Source organism: Vibrio sp. KUL80 (genome assembly GCF_059725495.1).
In genome coordinates this window covers 2,676,678-2,690,483 of record NZ_AP045841.1, presented here as the reverse complement: position 1 = coordinate 2,690,483, position 13,806 = coordinate 2,676,678, and the positions used below count along the sequence as shown (strand labels likewise).

Sequence of the window (13,806 nt, the reverse complement as noted above, 5' to 3'; positions counted from 1 at the left end):
AACGCCGCGTCCGAGAACGCGGCGTTAATGGATTCCAGAACGGTAGCAAGCAAAGGTGTCTAGAACATTACGAAGTAAGCTAGTGTAACCCCCACAGCTAACCAGTTAAGCTGATTTAGCGTCATTTTCGTTGTAATCCACGTGAATGCTGTGAGTCATTTATTGCGGGCATCAAGTAAAGTAGGGCTTTGATGCGCTATGTGGTTTAACCACGGTGAACAATATAATGTTTGTTTGTGACACTAAAATTACAAATGATCATTTTTTATGCGGCTTTTCGCAGAATAGGATCTAACCACTTGCTTGGAAGGATCCGTTTTAGTACGGCAAATACTTTTGTTGGCGTGGTCACACGATAACGAAGCTTTGGTGTGTTTGACTCAAGTGCATGCAGCAATGGTGGAATACAAGACTCTGGCGGCAGCACGAATTGATTGCCAGATGCATCTGCCGATAAGCGGCTGAGTTGCTGCTCGTACTGTGCCCGATGAGCGCTTGTTTCGACATTAATCCATTCAAGAAAGGCGCGCTTTGCATTGGCTCTAAATTGCGTTTCGATAGGGCCGGGCTCAATCAAAGTGATATGGATTCCAGTTTGATACAACTCGAGTCGAAGCGTATCTGTCCAACCCTCGAGAGCAAACTTTGAAGCATTATATGCGCCGCGATATTTCATGGCGGCAAAGCCTAATACCGAACTATTCTGGATGATGCGCCCTTCGCCCTGAGCTCGCATAATAGGTAGTATTTGCTTGGTGAGTTCATGCCAGCCGAACACATTGGCTTCAAATTGAGCTCGCAGCGCCTCGGTAGGTAGGTCTTCTAGTGCGCCAGGCTGTCCATATGCACCATTGTTGAAAAGACCGTAAAGCTTTCCTTCTGTGAGAGCGAGGGTTTTCTGTACAGCAAGTTTAATACTTTTAGGATCGGCAAGATCAAGCTGGATACAGGTTAAACCTTCTTGCTGAAGGCGCGCGACATCGGCATCTTTTCGACAAGAGGCGATGACTTGATATCCATGCTTTTTCAGCGCGTGCGCAGCGACATAACCGATGCCACTTGAGCATCCCGTGATAAGAACTGACTTTGCCATTACTAAGCTAACCCTATGATTTATTTCTATCTACCTTACCGACAGTTCATGGGGAGTAGCAAGCATTACCGTGCGTTACTGACTATGTTTTTTAATGCGGTATCAATGTGGGGAAAGGAGAAGTTAAAGCCCATCTCCGTTAACTTTTTGGGTTTGGCTCGTACGCTGTCAAACAGCAAGCAAGAAGATTCACCCATGGCCAGTTTCAATGCCCATTTTGGAGTCATGAGAAAATGAGGTCTGCCAAGTGTACTAGCAAGGGTTTTACTGAATGTGGCGTTAGACACCGCATGAGGAGCACAGAGATTATAAGGACCTACGGCATGATCAGTTTCTAACAAGAACACGATACCACGCACCATATCAAGAAGGTGGATCCAGGGCATATACTGAGAACCATCGCCAATGGGGCCACCAACGCCTAGCTTATATGGCAGCATCATTTTTGCCAGCGCTCCGCCACCATCTCCGAGTACCACTCCGGTTCTTAGGATACAGACGCGAGTTTGATCAGACTGGGCGCGCATCGCTATTTCTTCCCATCGGTCACAAACGGTATGAGCAAAGTTGTCTTGATGTACTTTTAAGCTTTCATCAAACGGGTGGTCTTGTTGGTCACCATAGTACCCAACTGCAGACCCACTGATGAAGGTGGATGGGGGTTTCGTGCTAGCGTGGATTAACTCAACAATCTTCTCAGTAACCTTCCAGCGGCTATCGCAAATTCGCTTCTTTTGCTCTGCACTCCAGCGTTTATCGGCAATAGGTTCACCTGCCAAGTTGATAACGGCATCAAACTCGTTGAGATCGTGATAGATGTCGAGAGATTCTATGTAGTCAATGTTGCCAAGGTCAGTGTGGTTTAGCGTACGTTTGGCTGAGGCAATGTCGCGGGTAAGCAGAGTCACACTATGGGTGGTGAGATGCTTGAGTAACTCTCGTCCGATAAAGCCGGTCCCGCCGGTTAATAACAGCTTCATTGTCTCTCCTCTTCCGGTAGCGAACGGCTACACACGATACGCCTCATCTCGGGCATTTGGGTTTAAATATAGCAACGAATCAGGGAATTAACTAACTGATCTATCCTGCGTATTTTGGCCTATTTGGCCCAGTTATATATGTAGTACAGCGTGTTTGGTTCACAAAAACGTGATTCGGTAAAGAAGAGCGTCGACAGTGTCACATGTGTCACATTTTCTTACATTTATCTTTGCCATGATTATATTAGTGAAAGCTGGATAAGGGAGGTGCACCATGCAAGGTCTGAAATCACTCCTTGGCGCTATGATAAATAGCTTTAAGGACCTTATGCCCATCGTCCTAGTCGTTCTGTTTTTCCAGCTTGTCGTGCTTCAAGAGCCTCTCCCTAATGTACTCTCAATTTTGTTTGGTCTGCTTCTAGTGGTGTTGGGGCTGACGTTTTTTGTATTCGGCCTTGAGATGGGGCTATTTCCTATTGGCGAGACCATGGCGCAATCTTTTGCTCGCAAGGGGAGTGTGTTTTGGTTGATGGTGTTTTCTTTCTGTTTGGGCTTCGGCACTACTATCGCAGAGCCGGCTTTGACCGCTGTCTCTGCAGAGGCGGCAGAGGTGGCCGCAGAGGGCGGCATCATCGCGATGACCGAAGAATCAATGCAAAACTATGCTGACGGTTTGCGCTTATCGGTCGCGGTGTCCGTTGGCTTGGCCATCGTTCTTGGTGTTCTGCGCATTCTAAAAGGGTGGCCTATTCATAGGCTCATCATAGGTGGCTATATTGGGGTGGTTATCCTGACATGGTTTGCACCGGAGTACATTATCGGCGTGGCGTATGACTCTGGTGGGGTGACAACATCAACCATTACTGTTCCTTTGGTAACGGCGCTCGGTGTCGGGCTTGCGAGCACCATTAAAGGTCGAAACCCCATGCTCGATGGATTTGGCTTAATCGCCTTCGCCTCCTTGCTTCCTATGATGTTTGTGATGATCTATGGGATGGTGATGGTATGAGCTTTGTGTGGGAGTTTTTTTATACTTTGCTGATGACCATAAGAGACGTCACGCCAATTATGGTGATTATCTTCGGGTTTCAGTTTGCCATCCTTAAAAAGCCTATTGCTAATCCGCTCAAGGTAATGATTGGGTTTGGCTATGTGATTGTGGGCTTGAGTTTATTTCTCGTCGGATTAGAGCTAGCACTGTTTCCGCTGGGGGAGACGATGGCGATGCAGCTTACCGCCCCTGATTTTTTGAACCAAGTGAGAGTGACGATAGGAGACTCACTTGAGTGGATCGACTACTACTGGGTATATCTCTTTGCATTTTGTATTGGTTTTAGTACCACCATTGCCGAGCCCTCTCTTCTTGCGGTTGCGATAAAAGCCAACCAAGTGTCTGCAGGGGCGATCTCAGTAAACGGTCTGAGAATCGCAGTTGCATTGGGTGTCGCTGTTGGCATCTCACTTGGCAGCTATCGTATCGTTGTCGGTGACCCAATCCATTACTACATCATTGCAGGCTACATACTGGTCGTTATTCAAACCTATTATGCTCCAAAGTTTATTGTACCGCTCGCTTACGACTCGGGCGGCGTGACGACCTCAACCGTGACTGTGCCATTGGTGACTGCTTTGGGCCTTGGTCTTGCCTCGACTGTACCGGGTAGAAATCCCATGATAGACGGTTTTGGGCTTATCGCATTTGCCAGCTTGTTTCCAATCATCTCAGTGATGGCCTATGCCCAGCTCACTCAGTATTTAACGGCGCGTTCCTCTGTCAGTCAGAACTTCAACGAGGAACAAACAGCCAAACACCCAATCCCCTCTAAGGAGAAGAAAAATGCGCTTTAAACTGATCCTTGCATTTGTAGAAGATAGCAAGACGGAAAAGGTATTGGACGCCGCCCGAGAGGCTGGTGCGACCGGTGCAACAGTGATCAACAATGCGAGAGGTGAAGGCCTTAACAAGAAGCAAACCTTTTTCGGGCTCACTTTAGAGGTGCAAAAGGATGTGGTGCTGTTTGTTGTTGAAGAGCATCTATCTCGCCATATCTTGGAAACCATTAGCCAAGTTGGCGAGTTTGATCAAACCTCAGGGCAGGGGATAGCGGTGCAGATAGACATAGAGGATGCAGTGGGTGTCGCTCATCAAGTAGAGACATTGACCAAAGTCGTGGAGGACGAACTATGAGTCAGCAAAAAAAAGTTAGCGTACGCGATGTAATGGCCAATACGTATGTAATGGTCGATGGAGTAAAGACCGTACACGATGGTATCGTGCTTGCGAAAGAGCATAGAGTTAAGGCGCTGGTGGTTGAAAAGCGCAATGACGATGATGAGTTTGGCATTGTTTTGATGAATGACATCGCCAAAAAAGTGTTGGCTCGTAACCGCTCTCCTCAGCGTACTAATATCTATGAAATTATGACCAAACCAGCATTGTGTGTGGACCCCGATATGAATGTTAAGTACTGCGCAAGGCTATTTGAACGCTTTGGAATAAGTCGGGCCCCCGTCATAGAAGATGGACGGGTCATTGGTATGGTTAGTTACAATAACATCGTAGTGAACGGTATGCTTGGTTTAGATTAGCCCTGCACCTTGGCCACTAAGTTCGATACAATAGCCACATAGAAAGTGTTGGAGATATATCAATGAAACTGTTCTTTGCATCGGACTTACATGGCAGCCAAGAAGCCACCGAGCAAGTGCTGGAGCAATACCGTCGCTCAGGTGCTGATCATCTTGTAATTTTGGGTGATGTACTAAACCACGGACCAAGAAATCCTGTGCCGAGTAGCTACAACCCGCCTAAAGTGGCCGAGCTTCTCAATGCATACAAGCAAGATATCATTGCAGTACGTGGCAACTGCGACAGTGAAGTGGATCAAATGCTGCTTGAGTTTCCGATGATGAGCGACTATGCCTGGGTCATGCTGCCAACGGGTCAACGTTTGTTCCTAACGCACGGCCACTTGTACAATAGTGATAAACGACCTGCATTAAAAAAAGGGGATGTGATTGCTCACGGTCATACGCACATTCCAGTTGCTGAATGGCAAGGAGAGCAGATCATTTTCAATCCAGGCTCTATTACCTTCCCTCGTAATGAGTTTGCAGCGAGCTTTGGTCTATTAGAGGATAATAGACTCAGTGTTCAAACCTTTGATGGTGAAGTGCTAGCGTCTATCGAGTTGTAACTCTCTTCTTTGTCTCAAACCATTCCCAAGTAACGAGTCATCCCCTTGAAAAAGGGGATCTCACATAGCGCGTGGTGAAATACATTTACGCGACATAGTCTCTATTGGATTGCTAGCTACGCGCTGTAAAAGATCTTCACGTGTGTGAAGATGACGACGGACTTATTTTTTGACGATTGAAAGCCAAATGACAGACATAAAAAAACGCAGCGGATAAGCTGCGTTTTTTCTACTTCGAGTTAACTAATTACTTAGTTACGCGTAGTACAGGTGTTTCGCCAACAGTCACGGCACCAGCAAGCTTGTTAAGCTCTTTGATTTCGTCCATGTTAGAGATAACTACAGGCGTTAGCGTTGATTTCGCTTTCTCTTCTAGAAGAGCTAGATCGAATTCAATGATAGTGTCGCCAGCTTTAACAGTTTGACCTTCTTCAGCGATACGCTTGAAGCCTTCGCCTTTCAGTTCAACTGTGTCGATACCGAAGTGAACAAATAGCTCGATGCCGTCGTCAGATTCGATTGAGAACGCGTGGTTCGTTTCGAAGATCTTACCGATAGTACCGTTTACAGGAGCTACCATCTTGTCGCCAGCTGGCTTGATTGCAATACCGTCACCAACGATTTTCTCAGCGAATACTACATCTGGCACATCTTCGATGTTTACAATTTCACCAGAAAGAGGTGCGATGATTTCGATTGCACCAGTGTCAGCGCTGTCGTCAGATACTAGCTTCTTCAGTTTGTCAAACAGACCCATGTCGTGCTCCTAAAGGTTTGATTTTAATCCAGTCAATTATATTAGCTGTTTGTCTTTTCTGCGATAAATTTTTCGACGTGTGCCTCAATTTCTGCAGCAGTCGCCATTTCTAGCGCTTCATCAGCCATTGCTTTTACTTCTGCGAAGTTAGCGTTACGGATAACTTTCTTAACCTTAGGAATCGAAATACCGCTCATACTAAACTCGTCTAGGCCCATACCTAGTAGAAGTAGAGTCGCACGTTCGTCACCAGCAAGCTCACCACACATACCAGTCCACTTGCCTTCTTTGTGAGAAGCATCAATCACTTGCTTGATTACTGTAAGTACAGCAGGTGATAGTGGGTTGTATAGGTGAGAAATCAGCTCATTACCACGGTCTACAGCTAGAGTATACTGAGTTAAGTCGTTAGTACCAATACTAAAGAACGAAACTTCTTTAGCTAGGTGATGGGCAATCGCTGCCGCAGCAGGCGTTTCAACCATTACACCGATTTCGATATTTTCGTCAAATGCTAGACCTTCAGCACGAAGTTCTGCTTTGTACTCTTCGATTGCAGCTTTCAGCTCACGAATCTCTTCAACAGAGATGATCATTGGGAACATGATACGTAGCTTACCGTGTGCTGATGCACGTAGGATACCACGTAACTGGTCACGAAGAATTTCACGACGGTCCAAGCTGATACGTACTGCACGCCAGCCTAGGAACGGGTTCATTTCTTGAGGTAGGTCTAGGTATGGTAGGTCTTTATCACCACCTATATCCATAGTACGGATAATTACCGCGTGACCATTCATTGCTTCCGCAACTTCTTTGTAAGCTTGGTACTGTTCTTCTTCAGTAGGAAGAGCAGTGCGGTCCATGAATAGGAATTCTGTACGATACAGACCAACACCTTCACCGCCGTTACGGTTGATGCCATCGCAGTCTTTTACTGTACCGATGTTACCGCAAACTTCTACACGGTGGCCGTCTAGAGTTTCTGCTGGTAGGTCTTTAAGTTTTGCTAGTTCTGCTTTTTCAGCAAGGAACGCTTCACGTACCGCTTTAGCTTCATCAATCTCAGCTTGAGTTGGGTTAACAATGATCTTGTTGTTCATTGCATCAAGAACCAACATGTCGCCGTTGTTCACTTTCTTAGTGATGTCGTTAGTACCAACAATCGCAGGAAGTTCTAGTGAACGCGCCATGATAGAAGTGTGCGAAGTACGACCGCCGATATCACATGCGAAACCTAGTACGTAATCAAGGTTGATTTGCGCTGTTTCAGATGGCGTTAGGTCGTATGCAACTAGAATAACCTCTTCATCGATGTCACCTAGTGAAACGATGTTGATGCCTAGTGCGTTCTTAACGAAACGAGTACCGATATCACGGATATCAGTTGCACGCTCTTTAAGGTATTCATCATCCAGAGATTCTAGTGCAGTCGCTTGCTCTTCAATTACTGTGTGAATCGCATTGTCTGCAGATAGTTTGTCTTTCTTGATTAGTGCTAGGATTTCTTCTTCTAGCTCTTCATCTTCAAGAAGCATGATGTGGCCTTCAAAGATAGCCTCTTTCTCTTCACCAAAAGTCTCAAGCGCTTTCTGCTTAACAACTTCTAGCTGTTGTGCAGATTTGTTGCGTGCGTCGAAAAAACGCGCAACTTCTGCTTCAACTTGGTCGTCTGAAATGGTCGACGTGTTTAGAACAATCTCGTCTTCTTGAAGTAGTAGTGCTTTACCAATAGCAATACCAGGAGATGCTAGGATGCCTGAAATCATAGCTTTACCTTTATATGGTCTAGTGTATTAAAGATTGGATAGTTTTTAGCTACTTATAATGTGTAGCTGATAGCCTGAGCTATTTCCAATAAAGCCATTCTGTTTTCACAAAATGGCTTTAAGGAGAACTGGACTATTAGTGAAGCTCAGGGATTAGAGCTACTAGGTGGTCAACTGCTTGTTGAGCTTGTGGGCCTTCAGCAGCGATTGTGATAGTAGTGCCTTTAACTAGACCTAGAGTTTGTAGTTTGAACAGGCTTTTCGCGCTAGCGCTTTTGCCGTTAGTAGTCACAGTGATGTCAGCGTCAAATGCTTTAGCTTCTTTAACGAACTGTGCAGCCGGACGAGTGTGAAGGCCGTTTTCTGCTGTGATTTCTACTTGCTTCTCGTACATTTTTTATACCCCAATTGATTTATTTTCTGTTTAGTTCCTAGACCAAACAAACCTTATCGCTAAATGTTATGCCCCGCTATAGTGCGAAGGTCGTAACCGTTAAGAATTGTGTCGGACTAGAATTGTAGGACATGATTGCAGTCTTCGCTGTATGCATGTACTACGTCATTCAGTATTTAGCCTATTTATTTTTTGGCTTAAAATAAAACTGTCCTGATATTACCAAAGGCTGACAGAGATTCAACAAAAAAGCCCCTTAAAGGGGCTTTTTTCGTGTAAAAATTGATTTAGCTACATATTACTGCTGAATCTCTTTGTCAGTAAATATGCCTGCGAACAATGCTGAACTTAGGTAACGCTCACCTGAGCTTGGTAGTACAGTTACGATTGTTTTTCCTTTAAATTCAGGTAGTTCAGCCAGTCTGTTAGCTGCTACAACCGCTGCGCCAGATGAGATACCAGCAAGGATACCTTCCTCTTCCATTAGGCGACGTGCCATTTCGATCGCTTCTTCTGAAGTAACCTGTTCAACACGGTCTAGAAGCTCAAGATCCAAGTTTTCTGGGATAAAGCCTGCGCCGATACCCTGGATTTTGTGCGGTGCCGGTTGGATTTCTTCACCAGCAAGTGCTTGTGTGATAACTGGCGATTCTGCAGGCTCAACAGCAACAGAAACGATAGCTTTACCTTTCTCGCCTTTAATGTAGCGACTAGTACCTGTGATAGTACCACCTGTACCAACACCGGCTACGAATACGTCTACTTCACCATCAGTTGCATCCCAGATCTCTGGACCTGTTGTTTTTTCGTGGATAGCAGGGTTAGCAGGGTTGTTGAATTGTTGAAGCAGTAGGAATTTTTCTGGGTTAGAAGCAACAATTTCTTCTGCTTTAGCGATAGCGCCTTTCATGCCTTTCGCCGCTTCTGTTAGCTCAAGGTTTGCACCTAGCGCTTTAAGAAGTTTACGACGCTCAAGACTCATAGACTCTGGCATGGTTAGCGTTAGCTTGTAACCACGAGCAGCTGCAACGAAAGCAAGAGCAATACCTGTGTTACCACTGGTTGGCTCAACTAGCTCGACTCCAGGCTTTAGACGACCGTCTTTCTCTGCTTCCCAGATCATGTTTGCACCGATACGGCACTTAACACTGAAGCTTGGGTTACGGGCTTCAACTTTTGCAAGCACGTTGCCGTTACTTACTTTGTTAAGACGAACTAGAGGGGTGTTACCAATTGTCAGTGAATTATCTTCGTAAATCTTGCTCATTTTATGTTCCTTCATTCAACCATCGTGGTTATTGATTACCAGTTAAGAATATGATTTTGTTTGGCAAGGGAAAAGAACCAAATAGTTATATATTATGGAAGAAAGTTCATCAGCAGTGAGCAGACGTTACATGGGAAGGGATCAAAACGGATAGACCACCAGTCGTTTGAGCGACTGGTGGTTGGGTATTAACTTACGCTTTGCGTCTTATGAAACCAAAAGCTAAACAGAAGGTTACCCAGATATACAGAGGCCAAGTGCCTACTTCGCGATACCAGGTAGTGCCGTCAGTAGGTGTAACGTCTGTACGAAGTACTGCCGTTTCGAACTGAGGGATCTCTGCGGTGATCGTACCTTTGTGGTCCGTTACTGCAGTGACGCCATTGTTTGTTGAACGAATCAGAGGTAGGCCAAGCTCAAGAGCACGCATTCGAGCAATTTCCATATGCTGTAGCGGTCCTATCGAGCGACCAAACCACGCGTCGTTTGACAGTGTTAACAGATAGTCGGTTTCAGAAGTCACGTTCTGTCTAACTTGTTCACCAAAGATGATCTCATAGCATAAAGCCGCCACCATATGCATTCCGTTGGCGACAATATTAGGCTGCACATAAGCGCCACGGCTAAAGGATGACATAGGCAGGTTAAAGAAAGGTGCGATTGGTCGAAGAATGTCGCCAAAAGGTACAAACTCACCAAACGGTAGTAGATGATGCTTGTGGTAGCGCTCATCCAGATCCATTTCATAATCACCATATGGCGTCTGGCCAACGACAAGAATACTGTTGTAGTACTGGTCGGTTTCCGTTTTATTGATAACCCCAGTGATGATCGCAGAGTCGTTCATCTTAGCGGCGGAGTCTAGGTTGCTCAAAAATGATGGCAACTCGAACTCCATCGCAGGGATTGCCGCTTCAGGCCAAATGATAATGTCGGCATCCCAGTTTTCTCTGCTGAGATCGGTGTACTTCATAATGGTAGGCCAGCGATGACTTGGTAACCATTTTAGTGCTTGGTCAACATTCCCTTGAATCAGAGCCACTGTCTTGGTTCTAGATGCATCAGGTACGACCCATTCATAGTTTCTGAGACCGAATCCGGTCGCAAACACCACCATAGGAATGATGATGAGCTGCCATTGCTTGGTGACCGTGAGAAACGTTAGGCTTCCTGCCATGACGATCAATAAGGCGGTGATTAGCTCAACACCGCCGATCGGTGCGAAGCTTGCAAGCGGGGAGTCTATCTGGCTGTAACCAAGCCATAACCAAGGGAAGCCAGTCATTACCCAGCCGCGCGCCCAATCGAAAATCAACCATAGTGCTGGGGCGGCAATGAAATAGCGTGTCTTACTGTCACTTGGGAAGAAGCGATTAAGAGACCATGCGAAAAGAGCCGAGTAAATAGACAGGTAACCAACGAGTAGCGCCATTAGAAATAGGCTAGCTATTTTTGGCATGCCACCGAAGGTGTCGATACTGACATGAACCCAACTGATGCCTGTTGCAAATTGTCCCAATCCCCATGCATAGCCGGTCCAGAGAGCGCTTTTTGCACTTCTTCCACGGATGAGCATCATAAGCAGGAATGGACTTAAAATGGCGAGGGGCCATAGTTGATATGGTGCGAAGGCGAGGGTAGTGCTTGCGCCAACAAAAGCGGCCCCAATGGGCCGCAGTAGTCGAAGACTTTTCTTCATTTATGTTTTTCTCACTTATTCGGTGAGCTCAAGCTTGGTATTCGAGATTACTCTTCAACACTTGAGGCTGTTTCTTGGTCAGGGATAGTTACTTGGACCTGAACCACACGACGATTATCCGCCGCAGTCACCTTAAAGTTATAGTTTTCGATTTCGACCACTTCACCACGAGTCGGCAAATGACCAAATGCAGTCATGACTAAGCCACCAACGGTATCCACTTCCTCATCACTAAAGTTAGAGCCAAAGGTATCGTTGAACTCTTCGATAGTGGTGAGCGCTTTCACAGCGAATGTGTGCTTACTCAGTTTTCTGATATCGAGCTCGTCATCGTCATCGAATTCGTCTTCGATCTCACCAACGATTTCTTCGAGAATATCTTCAATGGTCACAAGACCGGATACTCCACCGAACTCGTCAACGACGATGGCCATGTGATAACGCTCTTCGCGGAACTCTTTCAGTAGGCGGTCTACACGCTTACTTTCTGGAACCACAACGGCAGGGCGGATCACTTCTTCAATATCAAATGGGGCGCTGTCAGAGCCCAAGTAACGGAGGAGGTCCTTAGCTAAGAGGATGCCTTCTACATGGTCTTTGTCTTCACTGATAACTGGATAACGTGAATGCTGAGCATCTGTCATCAAAGCAATCAGCTTATCGAGGTCGTCGGAACGCTCGATAGTGACCATTTGCGAACGTGGCAACATAATGTCACGTACACGCATTTCAGAAATTTCCATGACGCCTTCGAGCATGTCTCGGGTGTCGTGGTCAATGAGGTCGTTTTCTTCAGAGTCGCGGATAACATCCACAAGCTCTTGGCGATCTTTTGGCTCACCTTGAAAAATTTGACCTAGGCGCTCTAAGAAGGACTTCCTACTCGGACCTTCAGATTTTTTACTTTTTCCCTCTGGCTGAGAGGGAGAAGACTCTTCGTTCATGACTTCTCAATTCAGAATGCTATCAGATGTGTGATAGCGCACATGCGTAGAGGTAAATTAACGTTTCATCGCAAGTACCGATAGAAACGCTTTACCGCTACTCCTTTTCAGCGAGATACGGGTCTTCAAAGCCCATTTCTTGCATAATTTCGGTTTCCAAAGCTTCCATTTCTTCGGCTTCTTCATCCTCAATATGATCATAACCTAGCAGATGAAGACTGCCATGTACAACCATATGTGCCCAGTGTGCTGTCAAAGGCTTAGATTGCTCAATCGCCTCTTTTTCGACCACTTGGCGGCAAATAATCATGTCGCCAAGCAGACTCATCTCGATGCCTGGAGGGGCCTCGAATGGAAATGACAGTACATTCGTAGGCTTATCTTTACCACGGTACTCATGATTGAGTTGGTGACTTTCCTGCTCGTCAACAATGCGAATGGTGAGCTCTGCTTCCTTCTGAAACGGAATAATGGTTTTGTCTAGCCAGCGCTGAAAGTCTTCAGCACTTGGCAGACCTTGTTCCGATTCGACAGCGAGTTGGAGATCAAGTTCGATGCTCATTATTTACTTTCCGCAGGTGAAGTTGTGCTAGCCGCTTTGTCTAGTAGAGCTTGCGCAGCTTCACGCTCTTCACGACGCTTGCGTTCAATCTCTTTACGCGCTTTGGCATCAGCGGCTTCCCACTTCTCATACGCGTTAACGATACGCGCAACCACAGGGTGGCGTACTACGTCGTCAGATTGGAAGAAGTTGAAGCTGATTTCATCCACTTCGTTAAGCACTTCGATCGCATGGCGAAGGCCTGATTTTGCGCCGCGAGGTAAGTCAATCTGGGTCACGTCACCAGTGATTACCGCACGAGAGTTAAAACCAATACGGGTCAAGAACATCTTCATCTGTTCAACCGTGGTGTTTTGGCTCTCATCAAGAATAATAAACGCGTCGTTAAGAGTACGACCGCGCATGTAAGCCAGTGGCGCGACTTCAATCACGTTGCGCTCAATCAGCTTCTCAACGCGCTCAAAGCCAAGCATTTCAAACAGCGCATCATAAAGAGGGCGCAGATATGGGTCGACTTTTTGGCTTAAGTCGCCCGGCAGGAACCCCAGTTTCTCACCAGCTTCTACTGCTGGGCGAGTCAACAGGATTCGACGGATCTCTTGGCGCTCTAGTGCATCAACTGCAGCCGCTACCGCTAGGTAAGTCTTACCTGTACCCGCAGGACCGATACCGAAGCTAATATCATGAGTCACCATGTTAACTAGGTATTGAGCTTGGTTTGGCGTACGTGGCTTGATGATGCCTTTTTTCGTTTTCACGAAAACTTCTTTACCGTGAGCAATTTCAGATTCGGTATTTTGCTCAAGGACGCCAGATTCTTTTACGGCTAGATGAATTTGTTCAGGCTCGATATCTGGGATCTGACCACGAACAGGCGCAGTATCTACGTATAGAGACTTAATGATGTCGAGTGCAGCGGCACTGGTATGTGGCTTACCCACAATCGTGAAGTAGTTACTTCTGTGGTTGATTTCGACACCTAAACGGCGCTCTAAGTGTTTGATGTTGTCATCGAAAGGACCGCACAAGCTGGACAGACGGCGGTTGTCTGAAGGTTCTAGATTGATTTCTAGAGTTACGATTTGATTACTCAATGTTGCCTCGCATTTTGCCCTTAAAGGGCGATGATTGGAGCCCGATTGGG

The 13,806-nt window shown here is 46.3% G+C and carries 15 protein-coding genes; 5 read left to right on the top strand and 10 right to left on the bottom strand.

Translation table 11 applies throughout. The features are described 5' to 3' along the window. Positions 1-265: 265 nt before the first annotated feature. On the bottom strand, positions 266-1,093 hold the full coding sequence (locus tag AC6I8U_RS12400; protein ID WP_498017045.1) for an SDR family oxidoreductase: 828 nt from the start codon (positions 1,091-1,093) through the stop codon (positions 266-268). Positions 1,094-1,158: 65 nt separating this feature from the next. Then, positions 1,159-2,073 (bottom strand): TIGR01777 family oxidoreductase, encoded by a 915-nt coding sequence (locus tag AC6I8U_RS12395; RefSeq protein ID WP_498017044.1) that lies wholly within the window; start codon positions 2,071-2,073, stop codon positions 1,159-1,161. 274 nt (positions 2,074-2,347) lie between these two features. Here AC6I8U_RS12395 and AC6I8U_RS12390 point away from each other — a divergent pair, with 274 nt between their 5' ends. From AC6I8U_RS12390 to yfcE, 5 genes are all read left to right on the top strand, one after another. Beyond that, positions 2,348-3,082, top strand: coding sequence for a DUF1538 family protein (locus AC6I8U_RS12390; protein WP_498017043.1), 735 nt, complete (start codon positions 2,348-2,350; stop codon positions 3,080-3,082). Next, positions 3,079-3,921 carry a DUF1538 domain-containing protein gene (locus AC6I8U_RS12385; protein WP_498017042.1) on the top strand — a complete coding sequence of 281 codons (843 nt, stop codon included), beginning with the start codon at positions 3,079-3,081 and terminating at the stop codon, positions 3,919-3,921. Before AC6I8U_RS12390 ends, AC6I8U_RS12385 begins: the two co-directional genes overlap by 4 nt. Further along, positions 3,911-4,261: a P-II family nitrogen regulator gene (locus AC6I8U_RS12380; protein ID WP_128647826.1), complete on the top strand. Its 351-nt coding sequence runs from the start codon at positions 3,911-3,913 to the stop codon at positions 4,259-4,261. Before AC6I8U_RS12385 ends, AC6I8U_RS12380 begins: the two co-directional genes overlap by 11 nt. Then, positions 4,258-4,662, top strand: a complete 405-nt coding sequence (locus tag AC6I8U_RS12375) for a CBS domain-containing protein (protein ID WP_042476516.1) — start codon at positions 4,258-4,260, stop codon at positions 4,660-4,662. The genes AC6I8U_RS12380 and AC6I8U_RS12375 overlap by 4 nt, the downstream gene beginning before the upstream one ends. A gap of 62 nt (positions 4,663-4,724) precedes the next feature. Further along, on the top strand, positions 4,725-5,270 hold the full coding sequence (gene yfcE / locus AC6I8U_RS12370) for a phosphodiesterase (RefSeq protein WP_234494340.1): 546 nt from the start codon (positions 4,725-4,727) through the stop codon (positions 5,268-5,270). A 247-nt stretch (positions 5,271-5,517) separates the two neighbouring features. Here the strand turns inward: yfcE and crr are convergent, their stop codons facing one another. The 8 genes from crr to AC6I8U_RS12330 all read right to left on the bottom strand — a co-directional run bounded on the left by crr (position 5,518) and on the right by AC6I8U_RS12330 (position 13,756). After that, entirely contained in the window at positions 5,518-6,027 is a 510-nt protein-coding gene (gene crr / locus AC6I8U_RS12365) for a PTS glucose transporter subunit IIA (protein ID WP_042476521.1), read from the bottom strand. Positions 6,028-6,068: 41 nt separating this feature from the next. Beyond that, positions 6,069-7,796: a phosphoenolpyruvate-protein phosphotransferase PtsI gene (ptsI, locus tag AC6I8U_RS12360; RefSeq protein ID WP_042476525.1), complete on the bottom strand. Its 1,728-nt coding sequence runs from the start codon at positions 7,794-7,796 to the stop codon at positions 6,069-6,071. 136 nt (positions 7,797-7,932) lie between these two features. Next, positions 7,933-8,190, bottom strand: coding sequence for an HPr family phosphocarrier protein (locus AC6I8U_RS12355; protein ID WP_042476528.1), 258 nt, complete (start codon positions 8,188-8,190; stop codon positions 7,933-7,935). Between the two features lie 298 nt (positions 8,191-8,488). After that, a complete protein-coding gene (gene cysK / locus AC6I8U_RS12350) occupies positions 8,489-9,457 on the bottom strand; it encodes a cysteine synthase A (RefSeq protein ID WP_042476530.1) in 969 nt (322 codons plus the stop codon). 193 nt (positions 9,458-9,650) lie between these two features. Beyond that, positions 9,651-11,156 carry an apolipoprotein N-acyltransferase gene (lnt, locus tag AC6I8U_RS12345; protein ID WP_498017041.1) on the bottom strand — a complete coding sequence of 502 codons (1,506 nt, stop codon included), beginning with the start codon at positions 11,154-11,156 and terminating at the stop codon, positions 9,651-9,653. A gap of 47 nt (positions 11,157-11,203) precedes the next feature. Then, entirely contained in the window at positions 11,204-12,100 is an 897-nt protein-coding gene (corC, locus tag AC6I8U_RS12340; protein WP_042476534.1) for a CNNM family magnesium/cobalt transport protein CorC, read from the bottom strand. 97 nt (positions 12,101-12,197) lie between these two features. Further along, positions 12,198-12,662, bottom strand: coding sequence for an rRNA maturation RNase YbeY (ybeY, locus tag AC6I8U_RS12335; RefSeq protein ID WP_234494338.1), 465 nt, complete (start codon positions 12,660-12,662; stop codon positions 12,198-12,200). Then, positions 12,662-13,756 (bottom strand): PhoH family protein, encoded by a 1,095-nt coding sequence (locus AC6I8U_RS12330; RefSeq protein WP_042476536.1) that lies wholly within the window; start codon positions 13,754-13,756, stop codon positions 12,662-12,664. Before AC6I8U_RS12330 ends, ybeY begins: the two co-directional genes overlap by 1 nt. Positions 13,757-13,806 lie beyond the last annotated feature (50 nt).